The following is a 17,917-nucleotide window of genomic DNA, read 5'->3' as shown; positions in this document are numbered from 1 at the left end:
CACTCCAGCATGAGCGAACAGCACGGCACGGTGGTCATCGGTGCGGGGCCGGCGGGGCTGACCGCGGCGTACGAGCTGCTCCGGCACGGCCGGCCGGTGCGGGTCTTCGAGGCCGACGAGGTGGTCGGCGGGATCAGCCGGACCGTGGAACGCGACGGGTGGCGGTTCGACATCGGCGGGCACCGGTTCTTCACGAAGGTGCCCCGGGTGGAGGCGTTCTGGCACGAGATCCTGCCGGACGAGGACTTCCTGACCCGGCCCCGGATGAGCCGGATCTTCTACCGGGGCGCGCTGTTCAACTACCCGCTCAGCGCCGTGAACGCGCTGCGCAACCTGGGGCTGCCGGAGGCGGCCCGCTGCCTCGGCTCGTACGCCCGCGCCCGGCTGCGCCCACCGCAGGACCAGTCGCACTTCGAGGGCTGGGTGTCGGCCCGGTTCGGCTGGCGGTTGTATTCGATCTTCTTCAAGACGTACACCGAGAAGGTCTGGGGGATGCCCGCGGACCGGCTGCAGGCGGACTGGGCCGCGCAACGGATCAAGAACCTGTCGCTGGCCAAGGCGATCCGCAACGCGTTGCTGCCCCGGCGTCGACGCACGGACGTGACAAGCCTGATCGAACAGTTCCAGTACCCGAAGTACGGGCCGGGGATGATGTGGGAACGCTGCGCCGAGCAGGTGTGCCACCAGGGCGGGCGGGTGTCGACCGGCACCTGGGTCACCGCGGTGCACCACGACCCGGCGCGACGACGGGCGATCAGTGTGACGGTCAACGGCGCGGACGGGCAGCGTACCGAGCCCGCGGACCACGTGATCTCGTCGATGCCGATCTCGGAGCTGGTGGCCGCGCTGCGTCCGGCGGCGCCGCCGGAGATCCTGGCCTGCGCCGCCGACCTGCGCTACCGCGACTTCCTGACGGTCGCGCTGGTGGTGCCGGCGGAGTTCTCGTTCCCCGACAACTGGATCTACGTGCACGACCCGGGGGTACGGGTGGGCCGGATCCAGAACTTCGGCTCCTGGTCGCCGTACCTCGTCAAGGACGGGCGCACCTGCCTCGGCCTGGAATACTTCGTCTTCGCCGACGACGAGATGTGGCGTACCCCCGATGCCGCCCTCGTGGCGTTGGGCACCGCGGAGCTGGAGCGGTTGGGGTTGGTCCGACCCGGCGTGGTGGAGGCCGGCTACGTCGTGCGGATGCCCAAGGCCTATCCGGTGTACGACGAGCGCTACCAGCACAACGTGGACGTCATCCGGGCGTGGCTGAGCGAGGCGGTGCCGAACGTGCACCCGGTGGGGCGCAACGGCATGCACCGCTACAACAACCAGGACCACTCGATGCTGACCGCGATGCTCACGGCCGAGAACATCGCCACCGGCAGTACGCACGACGTCTGGTCGGTCAACGTCGAGCAGGACTACCACGAGGAGTCGTCGAGGAGCGACGGCCGACGGGGCACGGGCCGGGACGCGCCGGTGCTGCCCAGCCGGATCGTCGCGGCGTCGATCAGCGCGCCCGAGGGTGTCGGCGCCGTGGGGAGCGGTGATCGGCCGACGCAGGTGCCGCTGGGCTGACGACCTGCACCGGGGAACGGACCGATCAGAGGCCGAACGAGGCTCTACAGCCGTCCATGCCATCGACCGTGACGGCGGGCCGCTTGTGCTGGCGCCACCGCTGCAGAGTCAGACGCAGGCGGTCGGAGACAACGGCCTCGCCGTCGCGGGCGTCGACGGAGATCCCGTCATGCTCGTAGCCGAGTTTGCGCGACACGCCCTGCGAGGAGTGGTTGTCCTGGAACACCTCAGTCAGTGCGGCGGTGGCGCCGAGATGATCGAAAGCAAGGGTCAGTAGTCCAGCCCTGGCCTCCGTGCCGTAGCCCCTGCCCTGATGCTCCACGCCGAGCCAGGCCGAGGTCGTCACCTGCCGCACAACCGTGAAGTCTTGTGCGCGGAGCGTGACCACCCCGATCGGCTGATCCGCCCGGAAGACCCCCATCCCGAGTCGCCACGCTGCCACGTTCCACGAGGCGAGCTGGTGCCAGTGCCCCTGCAGGACAGCTCGGGCCCGGTCCGTATAGGTGCCATCCGTCCAGGGCGTCAGGAACGGCCGCTCGTCGGGACGATGTACGCCCCGGCCCGCGAGATCAGCCAGCTCGGCGAGTTCCTCCTCGCGCGGCAAACGCAGCTGCAGGCGCGGTGTGACGATGGTGAGCCCGTACTGGGGCCACAGGTCGGCGAGCATGTCCCGCATCCTCCCGACCAAGATCTGGTTAGGCAAACGAGATCCGTGCGTCCTCGACGCGCAGTGGCGGTGTACGAAACCGCTACCGCCAGAGTGCCGCTGTGACCGCGCAGCGACCGCCACTGCTTATCTGCACGCGTGACCGCCGGGACCGCTGGCGCTGTTCAGCTTCGACTGCGCGCTGGCCCTCGTTACGAGTCGGCTTGACCGTGCCTGTGGTGGCGGGCCGTCGGAGCCAGGTCCTGGGTGCCTATGACGCTGAGCAGTTGGAGCTGACTGACGGCCTCCGAGCCGGGCCTCGGGGTGAGGATGACCAGCCGCTGGTCCTGGCGGGGGGTGCCGAGCACCTCGCAGTCCAGTTCGATGATGCCAACCGAGGGGTGGACGATGCGTTTGCGGTCCGAGCGGCGTACGGCGACGTCGTGTCGCTGCCAGAGCGTGGTGAACTCGTCGCTGGTGGTTTGCAGGGCGCGGATTATTTTGGCGGCTTCGGGGTCGCCCGGGCGCAGGGCGATGGCGGCCCGTAGGTCGGCGACCAAGATGCGGGCCTGCTCTTCCTGATCCTCGGCGGGGTATTGGGCGCGGGCGGTGGGGTCGGTGAAGAAGCGGTAGATGTGGCTGCGTGCTATGCCTGTGAACGCCGAGACCTGATCGCCGACCAGGGCGACTGCCAGGCGGTTCTGGGCGAGCGTGATCCCGAGGTCGGAGCCTATCTGGGCCGGTATGGCGGTGAGGGCATCCAGCAGGCGCAGCAGGCCGGGGCTGACGTGTTCGTCGACGCCGAGGTTCGGCGGTGCGTGGTGCCCGGCCAGGCGGTACAGGTGGTCGCGCTCGTCTGTGGTGAGGCGCAGCGCACGGGACAGGGCGGTGAGCATCTGCGGCGAGGGCTGGGGCCCGCGTGCTTGTTCGAGGCGGATGTAGTAGTCCGGGGACATGCCGGCGAGGTCGGCGACCTCGTGGCGGCGTAACCCCGGTGTGCGCCGGCGGGCGCCCAATTGCAGGCCGACGTCGGTGGGTTGAAGTTGCTCGCGGCGCGTCCGGAGGAAACCGGCCAGCTCCTTCTGGTCCATTTGACCAGCCTGCCCGATGGCCGCCGGGCTAGACAGGGATCGGCGATACCTGTCTCACGGAGTCTCTCCCGCCGATGACCGGGCGGGCTCAGGCTTAAGCCCATGAAGATCCTTGTCACCGGCGCGACCGGTACCGTGGGCGGTCATATCGTCCGTAAGCTCCAGGGCCACGAGGTCGTCGCCCTCGTCCGCGACCCGTCGGCCGCTATGCCCGCTGGTGTCACCGCGGTCGCCGGCAACTTGATCGACCGCGACGACGTGAGCCGCGCGTTGGAAGGTGTCGACCGGGCCTTTCTGATCCTGGCCGACGACAGCGGGGCGGTCTTCGCGGAGGCCGCGGCCGAGGCCGGCCTGCAGTTGGTGGTCATGCTGTCCTCGTTCACCGTGGACACGCCGCTGCGATCGGGAGCGGCCAACTTCGTCGCCGCACACCACCGGGCGGGGGAACAGGCCCTGACGAAGGCAGGGGTACCGTCCGCTTTCCTGCGGGCAGGAGGCTTCGACTACAACATCGTGCCGTGGGTGGCGGCGGCACGCGACGACGTCGTACGCCTGCCGTACCCGGACATGCGGTCGCCATTCGTCGATCCCGCCGACATCGCGGCGTCAGCGGTGGCGCTGCTGAGCGCCGCCGAGCCGACGCTCGGGGCGTACTCGATCACCGGCCCGGAGGTTGGATCGCTGCGTGAGCAGGTCGCCGAGGTGAACAAGGTTTTCGGCCGCTCGTACGTCGTCCAGGAACTCGGCGAGGAGGAGGCCGGAATCGGCTTCCTGGACGAGATGCCGGAGGCCGTACGCACGTCGTTCCTCGAGGTCTTCGAGGGAGCGGGGCACCTGGCACCGAGTGACGACGTTCTGCGTCTGACGGGTGTACCCGCGCGCCCGTTCAGCGCTTGGCTCGCCGAGAACCGCGGAGCTTTCGCCGTACATCAGTGAGCTGTTCATCGTGACGGTCCAGGTCGCGACAGGTGTCGGAACCCAGTATCGACATAGGGCGAGACTCCCGGTGCGACAGCAGTCGACCAAGATTAGATGCCCCAACCGGGAGCCTCGCCATGCTGTGGTGCTGCCCCCGACCAGCGACCGATCGCACAGGCCGTCCTCGTCCTGCACCACGTCGAGAACGCCGTCTACCAAGCAATTTTGCTCTTTTCAGCGGCGGGCCGCCCACCGACTCAGACGGGCTGGGCTGGGCTGGGACGGCTACTGGCCCAGTGGCGCCGACTGGCTCGAACGCGCCGACTTCCGGGGCGAAAAGGTGGTGTGGCACCGCGACGAAGCAGGCAACCTGTGGGCCGAACAAGGCGACGACCACGACGCCTCGTTCTACAGCACGCGGGTAACACCGCCGGCGGAGGTCGAGGAGCAATTCCCGCATACCCGGCTCAGGAATCTGCTGGCCGCCGCCGCGACCACGGTAGCGACTGGATCCCGCCCCTAACCTCTGGAAGCAGCGCCTTCTCACTCGCGAGCAACGGGGGACGTGACACGGGTCGGACGTGACGGGCTCGGGGGGTAGTGACCGGCGGCGCCAGTGACCTTGCTCAGCCGGAGGGCTTGTTGCCGTTTGTCGGCGAGGAACCCCAAGGTCGGGTCGAGGCCTTCGATTTCGCCGAGCCAGCCTTCGGCCTTGGCGCGTACGCGCCGGGCGTGGAGGTCTTCTTCGAGCTTGGTGAGCCGGTCCAGCATCTTCGGGTTGACGTTGAGCATCGGGCACCTGACTGCCGGCGAGCCGGTGATCAACGGCACGGGTAGCATCCCCCAGTTGCTTGTCGATACAGGTCCATTCTTGCAATCGCCCCGAGGTGAATCCGGGGCGGGAAAGGGTGCGGAGTTGTCACAGCCTCCCTATCCGTACGGTCCACCCCAGACGCCATCAGCACCGCCGATGCCGTGGGCGAATCATCCGGCCCCTCCCGCCTACCCGGCTTCGCCCGCGCCCCTCACCCCACCCTCGCCTTACCAACCACCGGCGATGCCGCCGACACCGGCACCGCAGCCCGCAACGCCCAACGCGGAGGGTGGGCGTAGCGGCCGCAAGCGCCGGATCCTCGGAACGCTGACGATCGTGTTCGGGGTTCTTCCGCTGCTGGCCGCTGGCGGCCTGGCCTTCGCCGCAGTGAAGAACCACCGGATCCAGACCGGAAACGACGCCTTCATCCCGGCGGCGTGGCACAACCTGCGTACCGACGAGATCTTCCCGGACCTGCTGCGCGAGCCGTCAACCGGCGGGCAGCAGGCACCTGGTTGGGTTCGCCAGGGCATCGTCAAGGACAGCGACTGTAAGAAGGCGCTGATGCCGCGACTCGCCAGCGTCGCGGTCGAGAATGGCTGCACGACCGTGCTGCGGGCGACGTATGTGGACGCCGGAGGCGAGGCGGCGGCCACCGTCGCACTCTGCGTACTCGGATCGAACGACCAGGCCCGCACGATCGAACGGTCCGGCCTCTCCGTGGTGGCGGATCACCCGGGACCGATGGTCGTCCCGGTCGCGGTGCCGAAGACGGCCGCCGCGGGCTGGCGGACCAGCCTCGGTCACGGCGGTGGCACCATGAGCCCCACCCTCTTCGGCCCGTACCTGGCGGCGATCACCGTCGGTCCGACCGACCCCGACCGCCGGTACGGCAACCTGCCCGGCGAGTGGAAGTCCAGTGGGCAGCCGGAGAGCCTGGTGTACCAGAGCCTCTCCACCGACCTGCTGTTCGCGTTCTCGCACTCCTTCGACAAAGCGGTGGACGGACGATGAGCCGGTGGTATCGGGTGACGGCGCGGACCGTCGCCAGCATGAGTGTCGGTGCGGTGTTGCTGGCGGCCGGAGCGCCCGCGCAGGCCGCCGGACGAGGCTGGGAACTCGACGCGATGTCGGTCTCGGCCGCCCACGCCCTCAGCCGTGGCGAGGGAGTCACCGTCGCCGTGATCGACAGCGGGATCCGCACCAAGCACCAGGTGTTGGGCGGGCGAGCCACCGAGGGGCCAGACTTCCTTGGCGAGACCGACCAGAAGGAACCCTGGTACGGCTTACACGGCACGATCATGGCCTCCAACGTGCTGGACGTCGCACCCGGCGCGAAGGTACTCGGGTTGCGCGCGATCCGGGACAAAGAGGATCCGGACTACAGGACCTGGGAACAAGGGCTCCACGAAGCACCGAGCAAGAATGAGGCGGGCTCCGTCGCCAACGCCATCCGCCACGCGACCGACAACGGGGCGCGGGTCATCTCGCTGTCGTTGGGCTCGGACACCCCGTTCAGCGCGTACGACCCCGCTGAGATGGACGCTGTCCAGTACGCGCTCGCCAAGGGAGTCGTGGTGGTCGCCTCCGCCGGCAACGAGGGGAACAAGGACAACCGGGTCAGCTACCCGGTCAGCTACCCCGGAGTGATCGGCGTGGCCGCGAGCACCCCGGGCGGTGGCCGTGCCCCGTTCTCCAGTGTGCACTCGTACGTCGACGTGGCCGCGCCCGGTGTGCAGATCTGGGGCGCCAAGTTCAACGGGACCGGTCGGGTCTCGGGGCAGGGCACCTCGCAGGCGGGCGCGCTGACCGCGGGGGTCGCCGCGCTCATCGTGGCCAAGTACCCGAAGCTCGCGCCGCGTCAGGTGGCCGAGTTGCTGCAGGCCACCGCATCGCATCCCAACCGGCACGACCCGAGCACCGGGTACGGCGTGATCAACGCGGCCAAGGCACTACGGGCTGCCGCCAAGGTCGCACCACAACCGCTGACCCTGGTGGGCGCGGAGAACGCCGGCGGGCACTTCGGCCCGGGCAACGACGGCACGCCGCGTCTGGTCGGCCAGCCACTGGACGCGTCCTACCTGGTCGTGGCCGGCATCCTCGCCCTGGTCGCGCTGGCCATGACGCTGGGCGGGTTCCTGATGGTGCGCAGTGGCCGTCGGGCCCGACGCCGGACGCAGTCGTCCGTTCCCGCCGCGATCTGACGCGTACCGGAACAACCGGCACCACCGTGAGCGTGGTGCCCGGGTCGGCGCCGCCGGAACCGCCCACGCGGTCCCGGCGGTGGCCGCGGGGCGTGGAGGGAATCATGCGACCCGGACGTCCTCGGCCGCCGCGACCGGCTCGGGAACGCGACAGTGCATCCGCCTGGGCAGCAGGAGAGGGGTGGCGAGCAGAAGTACGCCGGAGGTGGTGATCGCGGCGAGCGGGCTGGTGAGGGTGGCGAGAATGCCCCAGACGACCATCAGGGCGGCCTGCAGGAGTTTGCCGGCGGCACTCCAGGTGCTGAGGATCCGGGCGGTGTGGTTCGCGGGAGTGCGTTGCAGGCGTTCGGTCGCGTAGATCGGGTTGAAGATGCCCATGCAGGTGATCAGCAGTCCCTCGACGAGGATCACGGTGACGAGTCCGGGGATACCGGGGTGGATGAACGCGAGACCGAGCGGGAAGAACGACCGCAGCCAGCCGGTGCTGGTCATGACCCGGTGCCGGCCGTAGCGGGTCACGAGCCGAGCGGACAGGCGGGCGCCCACGAAACCGCCGACCGCGGGGATGCCGAACGCGAGACCGTACTGCCAGGCCGGAAAGTGGTACTGCCCCAGCAGGAGGACGGCCAGGAGCGGGGCGGTGGCCATGATGAGGCCGCCGACCAGGACCGAGTTGAGGAACAGGCCCTTCAGTACGGGGTCGCGCAGGATGAACCGCCAGCCGTCGAGAAGGTCTGCCCCGCTCAGCCTGGTGACCCGGTCGCGGGGTGCGGCGACGTCACCGCCGCGGATGCGGAGGACCCCGAGCGCGGACAGCAGGTAGCTCAGGGCGTCGGCCATGATCGTGACGACCGGGCCGAGCAACCCGATGAGGGCACCGCCGAGTGGCGGGCCCGCTGCGGTCGCCACCCAGTTCGTGCCCTCGAGTCTGCCGTTCGCCACGAGGAGTTGCTCACCACGGACGAGAAACTTCAGGTACGCGCCGGACGCGGCGGCGAAGGCGATGCTCGCGGTTCCGGAGACGACCGAGACAACCAGCAGTTGGCCGTAGGACAGCGAGCCGAGAACGTACGCGATCGGGACACTCGCCATCGCGGCGAACCGGATCAGGTCCATCGCGACCATCACCGGGCGCTTGGCGCGGTGCTCCACCCACGGCCCCAGCGAGAAGGCGACAATCGCGGCGACGGCGAGCCCGGCCGCCTCCAGGAGCGACACGGCGAATGCCGACGAGTCCAGCACCCGGACCGCGATCAGCGGGAACGCGCCGAAGGCGATCCACGTGCCGTACGTGCTGACGGCGTAGGCCGACCACAGCCAACCGAAGTTGCGCCCCAACCCCACGCGCATGCGACTCCCCCGTGACAACCGACGTTCGGGTCCGCATCCCACCGCACGCACCGGCACGGGATCGAACAACCTCATCCCCGGCGAGCCACAACCATTGGTTGTGCATCTGCATAATGGCCCGGTGGATACCGAGGCGCTGCGATCGTTCGTCCGAGCGGCCGAGCTCGGGCAGTTGCAACACGCGGCCGACGAGCTCGGCGTGACGCAACAGGCCGTGTCGAAGCGGATCGCCACCCTGGAGCGCGACCTCGGCGTCCGGCTGTTCACCCGTACCGCCCGAGGGGTCGAGCTGACACTCGACGGCCAGGCTCTCCTCCCGCACGCCCGGGACGTCGTCGCGGGCGTCGATCGCGGCATGGCCGCGATCAGACCAGGCTCGCGGACCCTTCGGATCGACGTCCTCGGCCTACGAACCGCACAGGCCGTCGTCCTGCACGACTACTGGCGCTCGCATCCCGAAACCGACCTCGACGTGGTGACCCTCCGGGTCAACGACCCACGCGCGGCGGTCGCCGCCGTCCAGGCGGGTGACATCGACGCCTCGTTCCGCTCGGTCACCGACCCGGCCGCACTGCCACGCGACGTGCGCATGATCCACGCGTTCGACTCCCCGACGGAGCTGCTCGTCGGCCCGAGGCACCCGCTCGCCTCCGCACGAACGCTGACGCCAGCCCAACTGCGCCGGCACCGGATCTGGGTGCCGGGCATCGCGCCGCACAGCGAATGGGCGGACTTCTACGATCAGCTCGCCACCGACTTCGACCTCCGCATCGACGCGGCGGGCCCGAACTTCGGCAACGAGGTGCTCCTCGACATCCTCGCGGACTCCGCCGACGTGGCAACGCTCGTCGGCTCGCGCGACCGGTACATCTGGCCGACGAACCACGACCTACGCCGCATCCCGATCGTGAGTCCGACGCTCGCGTACCCGCTCTCGCTGATCCTTCCCCGAGCGAATCCACACCCCGGGCTCCGCGCGATCATCGACCATTTCGCGAGCCTGGCACCGCTGCCCGCGACTACCTGGCGTCCCTCCTGGGCGACGACGCCACGACGCCGCGAGGAAGCCGTCGAACACCACCGACCTTGACGGTCAATTACCGCACCGCGCCTGTGGGTCGGTGATGGATCTCGGCGGTTACGGAACCGACACTCGTAGCATGGGTTCTTCGATCCCCAGGGGGCCGCCGAGTAGCCGGCCCACAGTGGACAGCTGCGTAGACGTCCCTGCTCTTCCCAGCAGGCGTTGATGATCTTCACCGCCGAGCGGGAGCGATTTACTACCGTACGAAGGAGATGGGTATGGGCTGGATCGCGGTGGTTGGAACCTTGGCCGGAACCGTCATTGGGATGATCGGAACGATCGCTGGCCAACGAGTGGCTGCCAGCGCGGCGGAATCCCGCGAGCGACTCCAGCGCCGTGCAGCTCTACGCGGCGAACGGAAGACCGCCGTTGACGCCTTCCTGGAGGCCGCCCAAGAGACCGAAGTGGCAGCCGGCAGCCGCGAATCCCTTTCCGACACGGAGAAAGCCCACGTCGCCAAACAACTGTGGTCTCGCCACAAGCAACTTACGTTGATTTGTTCGGACGAGCTCAGCACCGCGGCAGACGATCTCGCGAACAAACTCGGCCACTGTCTCTGGCACGGCACGCCTGAGGGCCAGCGGGTCTATGAGGTTATCGCAGACCACACACGTCTGTTCCGGCAAGCTGCGAAGGCCGAGTTGACGTGGTCAGAGCAGTGACCAACTCGGCGTCCGACACAGCGTCATCGACATAGGCGGATGACCAGTATCCCGGCGGGCTGGGCAGGCCGCTCCAGCACCGACGAAGTCCTCGATCGGCAAGCCGGCGCCGCGCGAGCCCTGGCCTGCGCAACTGGTCAGGGCTTGCGGGCCACCGCGCCGTAGATGGAGGCGTCGGCCAGGGACGGCCGCTGCTCCGGTGGCACCTGCGGCCGCCACTCGGTGACCGGCACGATGCCCGGCTCGGCCAGCTCCAGGCCGGTGAAGAAGCGGGCGAACTCGGCGCGATCGCGAGGTACGGCGTCCTGCTTCATCCGGCCGGAGGCAAACTCGGCCTCCATCCGCTCGACGATCTCGGTGGGGATGTAATCGGTGGTGAAGTGGGTCAGCGCCAGCCAACTGCCCGACGGCAGCGCGTCGAGCAGCCGGGCGACGTGTTCGTGTGGGCGGTCGTCGTCGGTGAGGAAGTGCGTCACGGCGACCAGGACCAGGGCCACCGGCCGGGACAGGTCCAGTGTGGTGTGCAACTGCGGGTCGGCGAGGATCCGCTCCGGATCGCGCAGGTCCGCGTCCAGGTAGGCGGTGGCGCCGGCCGGGTCGCTGGTCAGCAACGCTCGGGCGTGGACCAGCACCATCGGGTCGTTGTCGACGTAGACCACGCGGGAGTCGGCGGCGACGGACTGGGCGACCTCGTGGGTGTTGTCGGCGCTCGGGATGCCGGTGCCGATGTCGAGGAACTGCCGCACGCCGGCCTCCTCGGCGAGAAACCGAACCGCCCGGCCGAGGAAGGCCCGGTTTTCCCGTGCGAGGGTACGCACGCCCGGGTAGACGGCGGCGATCTGGTCGCCGGACTCGCGGTCGACGGCGAAATTGTCCTTGCCGCCCAGCCAATAGTTGTAGCGGCGAGCCGGGTGCACGACGCTGGTGTCGATCCGGTCCGAAGGTGATGGTGTCGTCAAGTGACCTCCCCAGGTCGACCGCCACCGATCGTAGGGGAAGAACGCCGATGTGGTGGCCCCACACCAGCTATTGGCGATCATCACTGGCTGTCAGTACCGTGATGCGGGCAGCGAGAAAGCGCTTTCCGACCCTCACCGTCCGACAGGGAGCGCCCCCATGCCCCGATTCCTCCGCGCGATCTGCCTCGCCCTGCTCGCCGTCGCCACCGTGGTGAGCACCACCACCGCCCTGCCCGCCGAGGCCGCCCCCCGCTTCCGGGTGTTGCTCTTCTCCAAGGTCACAAACTTCTACCACGACTCGATCCCGGCCGGTGTCGCCGCGATCCAGCAGCTCGGCACCGCCCACAACTTCGAGGTCGTCGCCACCGTGGTCACCGCGCAGTACACCGACGGCGGCGCGGCCGGCGGCGTGCCCTGATCGGTAGGGCCACCATCGGCTCGACCGGCGGGTGGGACAACCTGGTCTCCCCCACCGTCACGCTGACCAACAAACCCGCCGGCACCACCACCCTGTACGCGAAGTTCGTCAACAGCGCACAGGTCGGCGGCACCCCGGACCTGCTCTCGCTGGACTGGCTGCGGTTCAACGGGGCCGGCGTCAAGCAGGAGCCCGGCGGGACGCTGTCCCTCGCGGCCAGTCCGGGCAGCGGCACCGCCCGGGTGACGACCACCTACAGCAGCGGGGAGACCCGCTCGATCAACCTGATCATCACGGTCACCTGACCGCTGGAACGACGGTGGGGCGGTGCCCATCGGCACCGCCCCACCGCCAATACCGGTTACTCCCAGGCGCTCTGCTGCGTGTTGACGAGGTTGCCAGGAATGACCGTGCCGTTGGTGCTCAGCTCGGTGTAGGCCCAGAAGTCGCCCTCGGGCAGCGGCTTCTTCGGCTTCAGCGTGAATCCTTGCGTCGCACCGCGCTCCGCCGTGGATGGAAGCGTCAGCGTGGCGGCCGAGTACTTGGCGTTACGGCCGATGATGGCGTGGCTCAGCTGGAAGTCGACGACCGGGCCACCGGAATACTGTGCGAACACGTACGCGGTGTAGCGCCCCGGCTCGGGCAGGAACTTGTACGCCTGCTCCGCGCTGGTCCAGTACCTGTCGCTGCTGTAGATCAGCTTGTCGCCCTTGTACAGGTAGAGGTCGAGGTTCGTGTTCGGGTCGTCGGTGCTGGTTTCGACAATGATGCCGGCGGTGTTCGCCGGCACCGTGAAGTCGACCTTCTTCACTCCGGTGGCGCCCGGGTCGAACACGCCGCCGTCGACGCCAGCCGGCATCGAGTACGACTTCCGCTGCATCGGCGTGTAACCGGTGCTGCGACCGGTGAGTGGTCCGGTGAAGCCGGGCTGGAGCGAGCCGGACGCACCGTTGGCCATCCGGGCGTATTCCTCGCCGTCGTCGGCGTACGGTCGGGGCGCGATTCCCCATGGGCGGGCGGCGACCGGAATCCGGGCGCTGTGAGCCTTGCCGTGCCAGCCGATCGATCCGGTCACGTACCGGTCCCAGGGTGCGTTGCCCCGGCGCAGGGTGATGGTCACCTTCGCGGACCGACCCGGCTCCAGCGTCACCGATTCCGGCGCCACGGTGACCTTCATGCCGGCGAGGCCGGACACCGACGAGCGGTAGGTCTCCCGCGCCTTGCCCACGTTGGTCAGGGTGCGGGTGAGCGTCACCGGCCGGGTTCCGTCGTACTCCCGCAACGAGATGGCCGGCAGGTTGAGCTCCTTGCCGTCCGGTTCCGCCGTCTCGCTGAAGGCGGTCAGCTCCGCCGCCGTGGGCTCGATGACCAGACCCGGGTCGTTGGCCCCGGCCAGGTTGATGAATCCGCTGCCCTGCTCCAGAGGGCTGCTGGTGCCGACCGTGTCGGTGGCGGTGGTCCGCAATGCGGAGGCGACGGCGCCCGGTGACCAGTTCGGGTGCGAGGCCCGCAGAACCGCGGCCGCGCCGGCCACGTACGGCGAGGCCATCGAGGTGCCCGAGTACGCGTCGTACTGCCGCCCGAAGTTGCCTGCTGGCGAGACCGCGGCGATGATGTCCGCGCCCGGCGCGACCAGGTCCGGCTTGAAGACGCCGAGGGTCACCTTGTCCGGTCCGGTGGAGGAGAAGTCCGCGACGCTGGGTACGCCGGGGACGCTGGAGCCGTCACCGCCGGTGCGCAGCGACACCTTCGCGTCGGTGGGGTGGCGCATCAGGTAGTTGAACAGCGTGCCGGCCTGCTTCTCGGTCGGCAGGTAGACGACCGGGAAGTTGAAGATCGAGTTGATCCGGTAGTTGCCGACGGGGTCGAACACCACCATCGCCGCCCCGCCCTTGGCCTTGATCTCGGCGGCAGAGTTGAACATGTTGTCCAACGCGCAGGCGACCACCCTGCCCTTGATCTTGGCAGGGTCGAGGCTGCCTGGTGCGCAGTACACGGCGCCCAGATCCAGCGATCCGGCCTGCTCGCCGAAGACCATCGGCCGCGAGTCGCCACCGGGCAGCGCGTCCAGTGAGCCGCCGACGAGCTTCGTGCCGTCGCCCAGCTTGACGGTCGCCTCGTCGAGGTTCGTCACCGCCGCGCCGACCGTGGTCACCCAGGGTGCCGCGTTGCTGATCGCCCCGCTCACGATGCCGGTGTTGCCGGCCGACGCCGCCACGAAGACTCCCGCCAGCGTGGCGTTGAGGAAGGCGATGCCGATGGGGGTGTTGGCTTCCCAGTCGCCGAGATCGCTGCCGATCGAGTAGTTCAGGACCTGCACACCGTCGGCGACAGCCGCGTCGATGCCGGCGATGATGTCGGCGTCGGAGCCCGCGCCGCCCCAGAGCACCTTGTAGACGGCGATCTGAGCGTCCGGCGCCACGCCGGAGATGGGGCCGAAGCGGCGACCGTCGATCGTGACGTTCGACAACGGCAGACCCGCCGCCGTGGACGCGGTGTGGGTGCCGTGCCCGACCATGTCACGGGCGGAGAGAACCTCGCCCTCGGGCAGCGAGCCGCCGCCCGCGAGCAGCGAATCCGCGAAGTACCGGGCGCCGACGATCTTGCCGTTGCAGTGCTCGGCCACGAACGCCACGCCGGTCTGGCAGGTGCCGTGCCAGGTCGCGGGAGCGGGCATCTTCTTGGCGAACGACGCGCTCTCCGGCCAGATGCCGCTGTCCAGAACGCCGATCACCGTCCCCGCACCCGTGCTGGCGCCAGGCTTGGCTGGCTCGCCAGGCTTGGCCGGCTTGGCCGGCTTGGCGGCGAGGCCCGTCGCGGCCGACTGATCGGCCGCGGTCGAGGGTGCCTGCGAGTCGTTCGGGGTGGTCGCGGACGGCGCAGCAGCGGTCGTGGTGGTCGCGAGGGGCGACGCCGACCGGGTGCCGAGCATCCGCGAGGCGGTGACGGCGCGGACGCGCTTGTCCGCCTTCAAGGTGGTCACCTGCTGGGCGGTCAGCTGTGCCGAGAACCCGTTGAAGGCAGTCGAGTACGACGTGATGATCTTCACGCCGACGGCGGCAGCCACGGCGTTCCGCTGTGCGTCGAGGTGTCCGCGGTAAGCCCGCGATGGTGCCGAAGTCACGTCCAGGCGGTTGCCCGACTCCGGGCGGGTTCGCTCAAGCCCGGACACTCCGCCGGCATACGAGGTCAGCGGGTCCCCGGCCAGTTCGACGATGTACTGGCCAGAGCCGCTCTCGTCGGTCGTGGACCGCTGGCTGGCCGAGTCCTTCCCGGCGGGTCGACGGTCGGTCCCGTCGGTCAGGGTGACCTTCTTGTCGTTCCCAGGGGTGAAGTAGCCGGCCGCACCGCTGCCGTTACCCGACGGCCCGACGGGGGCCGCCGACGCCGCTCCCGCGACACCGGTGCTGCCGGTGACCAGGGCGAAGACCAGCGTCGGTACCGCCAGTCTTCGCAGCCTGTTTCCGCTCGTGCTAGTAGCCACGAGGCTCCTTTCAAGTGCTCCCTTGTGGAGCTGTTCTTCGATCACGATCCGCTGATGGGAGCGCACCCCCACCTAAGCCGCCGACGGTTAATCGGAGGTTCGCGAACTGTTACGGATCGCTGGTGCGTATAAGATCATGTTCTGCCAGCCGCGACTAGATCATGTTGCTCAGGCGCTGCCCAGGCAGGGTGCGCGGGTACGGATACCCGCGGGTAGGGATACCCGCAGGTGCGGTCAGTTGCGGGGCCAGACCTGGACCGGCACCCGGGGAAAGGCCGCTGTCAAGAACTGCTCGGTACGACGGTCGCCCAGGAGGCAGTCTGGCCAGGTGTGCAACACCTCGGGCAGGGTGCGGTGACCGAGGGCCAACTGGAGCAGGGCGCCCGGTGGGATGGCGGCATGGGTTCCAGGTTCGGTGGACGGGCTGACGGCGCCACGCACGCCGATCACGTCAGTCAGTCTGCCGTCGGTGAACTCGAGTCGGGCGGCGCGGCCGTACATGTCGATGGTCATCGTCGGCTCGTGCCAGCGCAGGTCGGCTGCCTGCCAGCGTGCCCGCAGCAGCGGTCGCAGCCGGGCAAGCAGGTCGGCCGGATCACCGGAGCGGACGTACCAGCCTCTGGGCCGCCTCGGTACGCCGGCCGGGCTGAGCCGAACCAGTGGGTGCTCCGGGCCGAGGATGGGCCGCACCGCCGTGAACGGCCCTTCCGCCGACGCCTCGTACCGCCGGCCAGCGTGAGTGAGGTGCGTGTGCATGGCGGCGGCGGCCTGCGGCCAGTCGGCCGGCTGGTCGACTGCGGCGGCGAACACGTTCAGCTCACCGGCGGCGGAGAGCCGGGAACCGTGCACCAGATAACCACACACGTCGCCGCCCTGGACCAGCACGGTGACCACGCGCCGGGCGAGATCCGCCGGACGGCGACCGGCGATCTCGTACCGCCACACCCCGGCGTCTCTCGGGCAGACCAGGGCATCGCCGTCGGCGAGCCGTCGGTCGATGCCGGCGAGCGCGTCCGCGTCGGCGACGGTGGCCGGGCGGACCGTCAGGCTGGCGGAGCGATCGTGCTCGATGGCCAGCAGCGCGGCGGCGGGCACCGTCGGAGCACCGTCGTTCGCCAGGGCGTACTCGTAGCCGAGCCGCCGATAGAAGTACGGGATCCCCTCGATCACCTGCACCGGCACGCCATCTGCCGCGTACCGCTGGTGCAGTGCGGCGAACATCCGTTCGGTGAGCCGGTTTCCGCGGTGCTCCGGTGCCGTACCGACCAGCTCGACCTGGGCAACCGGCAGCCGCACCCCGGCAAGGCTCCAGTGCTGCCGCAACCCCACCAGACTTGCCACCGGGCGGCCGGTGGCCGAGTCCTCGGCAACCAGGAAGTCGTCGGGCACGACAGAGGGATGACCATCCAGCAGGTCCTCCACCCAGGCAGCGATGCCGGGGTGCGGCTGGCCGCCGGTCACCGCCTGAAGCTGGACCGAGGCGTGCAGTCGGGCGAGTTCAGCGGCGTCGCTGGCTCGGCCGGGCCGGACCACGTAACGGTCGCTTGCCGTTGTCATGTCTTGTCCTCCGCAGGAATCCGATGCGAGCCCGTTCTCCACAATGGTTGCACAGTCGAACCATCCGGTTGTACCGTCGAACCATGCAGGCTGGTGAACTCGACGCGGCGCAGGAGGCCCTGATGCGGTTCGTCCGCAACTTCGGCCTCCATCAGCCCGACCGGACCCCCTGCGGGCAGCCACTGCCGGTGTCGGAGGCGCACGCCATGGTGGAGATCGCCCGAGAGGGGCAGATCCGGCAGGTGGAGTTGGCTCGCCGGCTGCGGCTGGAGAAGAGCAGCGTCAGCCGCCTGGTCACCAACCTGGTCAACCGGGGCTGGGTGCACCGAGAGACAGCCGAGGGTGACGGGCGTGGTGTTCTGCTTCTGCTGACTGCCGCCGGCACCACTGCCGCCGCCCGGCAGGCCGACGCCCGCCGGGACCGGCTCAGCGCCCTGCTCGATCGCGTCCCCGACGACCAGCGCACGGCAGTGGTGCATGCGCTCCAGACCCTCGCGGAGGCCACCGGTGAACCGTTCTGACCGCCCTCGTTCCCATCGGGCCCTGCTCCTGACGGCCGTCGCTGTCGCCGCGCTGAGCGGCGGCTGCGCCGACGACTCCACACCGTCGACAACGCCCACCTCCAGCCGACAGGCCGACGTCGCCGAGCGAGGCGCGTCAGTCATGCCGTTCGACCTGGACCGCACCACGCACCGTTTCACCAGGACCGACACCGGCGGCGTGCAGACCGTCGTCGCCGACGACCCTCGGGACACCACCCAGATCTCCCTTGTCCAACGACATCTGACCGCAGAGGTCGAGCGGTTCCGGCGCGGCGACTTCAGCGATCCCGCCCGCATCCACGGCACCGGGATGCCCGGCCTGGCAACGCTTCGGGCACACGGCGGCCGCATCACCATCGAGTACGGAACCATCCCCGGCGGCGCGCGCGTCACCTACACCACCGACGACAACGAGCTTCGCGATGCCCTGCACCACTGGTTCGACGCCCAGGTCAGCGACCACGGCCCGCACGCCACCCGTTAGGAGCCGCCCGGTCCGCGCTCCCTCGGCGTTGCCAGAGCACCGCGCACGCCTCGGCCAGGGCCAGTCCGAGCAGTGGGGCGACGCCCGCCCCGGCGAGCGTGCGGACCACCGCCAGCAACACCGGCGGCACCCCAC

Annotated in this window: 16 protein-coding genes; 9 read left to right on the top strand and 7 right to left on the bottom strand. The window is 69.4% G+C overall.

The window, feature by feature from the left end; translation table 11 throughout:
- Window positions 1-9: 9 nt before the first annotated feature.
- A complete protein-coding gene (locus C7C45_RS25785; protein ID WP_110566290.1) occupies window positions 10-1,569 on the top strand; it encodes an NAD(P)/FAD-dependent oxidoreductase in 1,560 nt (519 codons plus the stop codon).
- Between the two features lie 25 nt (window positions 1,570-1,594).
- Here the strand turns inward: C7C45_RS25785 and C7C45_RS25780 are convergent, their stop codons facing one another.
- Both C7C45_RS25780 and C7C45_RS25775 read right to left on the bottom strand, forming a co-directional pair.
- On the bottom strand, window positions 1,595-2,236 hold the full coding sequence (locus C7C45_RS25780; RefSeq protein WP_110566408.1) for a GNAT family N-acetyltransferase: 642 nt from the start codon (window positions 2,234-2,236) through the stop codon (window positions 1,595-1,597).
- A gap of 191 nt (window positions 2,237-2,427) precedes the next feature.
- A complete protein-coding gene (locus C7C45_RS25775) occupies window positions 2,428-3,306 on the bottom strand; it encodes a helix-turn-helix transcriptional regulator (protein ID WP_110566289.1) in 879 nt (292 codons plus the stop codon).
- Between the two features lie 102 nt (window positions 3,307-3,408).
- On the opposite strand from C7C45_RS25775, the gene C7C45_RS25770 reads away from it, so the two are divergent.
- Complete coding sequence (locus C7C45_RS25770) at window positions 3,409-4,242, top strand: SDR family oxidoreductase (RefSeq protein ID WP_110566288.1); 834 nt, start codon at window positions 3,409-3,411, stop codon at window positions 4,240-4,242.
- Between the two features lie 525 nt (window positions 4,243-4,767).
- Here C7C45_RS25770 and C7C45_RS25760 read toward each other — a convergent pair.
- Window positions 4,768-5,016, bottom strand: a complete 249-nt coding sequence (locus tag C7C45_RS25760; RefSeq protein WP_208641329.1) for a recombinase — start codon at window positions 5,014-5,016, stop codon at window positions 4,768-4,770.
- A gap of 358 nt (window positions 5,017-5,374) precedes the next feature.
- On the opposite strand from C7C45_RS25760, the gene C7C45_RS25755 reads away from it, so the two are divergent.
- Entirely contained in the window at window positions 5,375-6,052 is a 678-nt protein-coding gene (locus C7C45_RS25755) for a hypothetical protein (RefSeq protein ID WP_110566287.1), read from the top strand.
- 38 nt (window positions 6,053-6,090) lie between these two features.
- Window positions 6,091-7,242 carry a S8 family peptidase gene (locus C7C45_RS25750; RefSeq protein WP_167454830.1) on the top strand — a complete coding sequence of 384 codons (1,152 nt, stop codon included), beginning with the start codon at window positions 6,091-6,093 and terminating at the stop codon, window positions 7,240-7,242.
- 102 nt (window positions 7,243-7,344) lie between these two features.
- On the opposite strand, the gene C7C45_RS25745 is transcribed toward C7C45_RS25750, so the two are convergent.
- On the bottom strand, window positions 7,345-8,592 hold the full coding sequence (locus C7C45_RS25745) for an MFS transporter (protein ID WP_110566285.1): 1,248 nt from the start codon (window positions 8,590-8,592) through the stop codon (window positions 7,345-7,347).
- A 121-nt stretch (window positions 8,593-8,713) separates the two neighbouring features.
- Between C7C45_RS25745 and C7C45_RS25740 the strand changes: the two genes are divergently transcribed.
- Window positions 8,714-9,682 (top strand): LysR family transcriptional regulator, encoded by a 969-nt coding sequence (locus C7C45_RS25740; protein WP_167454829.1) that lies wholly within the window; start codon window positions 8,714-8,716, stop codon window positions 9,680-9,682.
- 212 nt (window positions 9,683-9,894) lie between these two features.
- Window positions 9,895-10,338, top strand: a complete 444-nt coding sequence (locus C7C45_RS25735) for a hypothetical protein (protein ID WP_146247409.1) — start codon at window positions 9,895-9,897, stop codon at window positions 10,336-10,338.
- 137 nt (window positions 10,339-10,475) lie between these two features.
- On the opposite strand, the gene C7C45_RS25730 is transcribed toward C7C45_RS25735, so the two are convergent.
- On the bottom strand, window positions 10,476-11,297 hold the full coding sequence (locus C7C45_RS25730; RefSeq protein WP_244200565.1) for an SAM-dependent methyltransferase: 822 nt from the start codon (window positions 11,295-11,297) through the stop codon (window positions 10,476-10,478).
- A 157-nt stretch (window positions 11,298-11,454) separates the two neighbouring features.
- Here C7C45_RS25730 and C7C45_RS25725 point away from each other — a divergent pair, with 157 nt between their 5' ends.
- Window positions 11,455-11,715: a type 1 glutamine amidotransferase family protein gene (locus tag C7C45_RS25725; protein WP_110566281.1), complete on the top strand. Its 261-nt coding sequence runs from the start codon at window positions 11,455-11,457 to the stop codon at window positions 11,713-11,715.
- A 361-nt stretch (window positions 11,716-12,076) separates the two neighbouring features.
- Here C7C45_RS25725 and C7C45_RS35570 read toward each other — a convergent pair whose 3' ends face one another.
- Both C7C45_RS35570 and C7C45_RS25710 read right to left on the bottom strand, forming a co-directional pair.
- The gene (locus tag C7C45_RS35570) at window positions 12,077-15,199 is read right to left on the bottom strand and encodes a S8 family serine peptidase (protein ID WP_110566280.1); all 3,123 of its coding nucleotides are present in this window, start codon (window positions 15,197-15,199) and stop codon (window positions 12,077-12,079) included.
- Between the two features lie 234 nt (window positions 15,200-15,433).
- Complete coding sequence (locus C7C45_RS25710; protein ID WP_110566279.1) at window positions 15,434-16,756, bottom strand: GNAT family N-acetyltransferase; 1,323 nt, start codon at window positions 16,754-16,756, stop codon at window positions 15,434-15,436.
- A gap of 83 nt (window positions 16,757-16,839) precedes the next feature.
- Here C7C45_RS25710 and C7C45_RS25705 point away from each other — a divergent pair, with 83 nt between their 5' ends.
- Window positions 16,840-17,277: a MarR family winged helix-turn-helix transcriptional regulator gene (locus C7C45_RS25705; protein ID WP_110566278.1), complete on the top strand. Its 438-nt coding sequence runs from the start codon at window positions 16,840-16,842 to the stop codon at window positions 17,275-17,277.
- Window positions 17,264-17,782, top strand: a complete 519-nt coding sequence (locus tag C7C45_RS25700; protein WP_208641328.1) for a hypothetical protein — start codon at window positions 17,264-17,266, stop codon at window positions 17,780-17,782. Before C7C45_RS25705 ends, C7C45_RS25700 begins: the two co-directional genes overlap by 14 nt.
- The last annotated feature ends 135 nt before the right edge of the window (window positions 17,783-17,917 follow it).

It is taken from the genome of Micromonospora arborensis (genome assembly GCF_003205615.1).
GTDB lineage: Bacteria > Actinomycetota > Actinomycetes > Mycobacteriales > Micromonosporaceae > Micromonospora > Micromonospora arborensis.
The sequence above is the reverse complement of the archived record's forward strand: the minus strand, read 5'-3'. Positions and strand labels throughout refer to the sequence as shown.

What these genes read in the sequence shown, in the direction of transcription:
- C7C45_RS25785 (WP_110566290.1), top strand. Translation starts at nt 10, where the DNA reads ATGAGCGAACAGCACGGCACGGTGGTCATCGGTGCGGGGCCGGCGGGG.
- C7C45_RS25780 (WP_110566408.1), bottom strand. Translation starts at nt 2,236, where the DNA reads ATGCTCGCCGACCTGTGGCCCCAGTACGGGCTCACCATCGTCACACCG.
- C7C45_RS25775 (WP_110566289.1), bottom strand. Translation starts at nt 3,306, where the DNA reads ATGGACCAGAAGGAGCTGGCCGGTTTCCTCCGGACGCGCCGCGAGCAA.
- C7C45_RS25770 (WP_110566288.1), top strand. Translation starts at nt 3,409, where the DNA reads ATGAAGATCCTTGTCACCGGCGCGACCGGTACCGTGGGCGGTCATATC.
- C7C45_RS25760 (WP_208641329.1), bottom strand. Translation starts at nt 5,016, where the DNA reads ATGCTCAACGTCAACCCGAAGATGCTGGACCGGCTCACCAAGCTCGAA.
- C7C45_RS25750 (WP_167454830.1), top strand. Translation starts at nt 6,091, where the DNA reads ATGAGTGTCGGTGCGGTGTTGCTGGCGGCCGGAGCGCCCGCGCAGGCC.
- C7C45_RS25745 (WP_110566285.1), bottom strand. Translation starts at nt 8,592, where the DNA reads ATGCGCGTGGGGTTGGGGCGCAACTTCGGTTGGCTGTGGTCGGCCTAC.
- C7C45_RS25735 (WP_146247409.1), top strand. Translation starts at nt 9,895, where the DNA reads ATGGGCTGGATCGCGGTGGTTGGAACCTTGGCCGGAACCGTCATTGGG.
- C7C45_RS25725 (WP_110566281.1), top strand. Translation starts at nt 11,455, where the DNA reads ATGCCCCGATTCCTCCGCGCGATCTGCCTCGCCCTGCTCGCCGTCGCC.
- C7C45_RS25710 (WP_110566279.1), bottom strand. Translation starts at nt 16,756, where the DNA reads ATGACAACGGCAAGCGACCGTTACGTGGTCCGGCCCGGCCGAGCCAGC.
- C7C45_RS25705 (WP_110566278.1), top strand. Translation starts at nt 16,840, where the DNA reads ATGCAGGCTGGTGAACTCGACGCGGCGCAGGAGGCCCTGATGCGGTTC.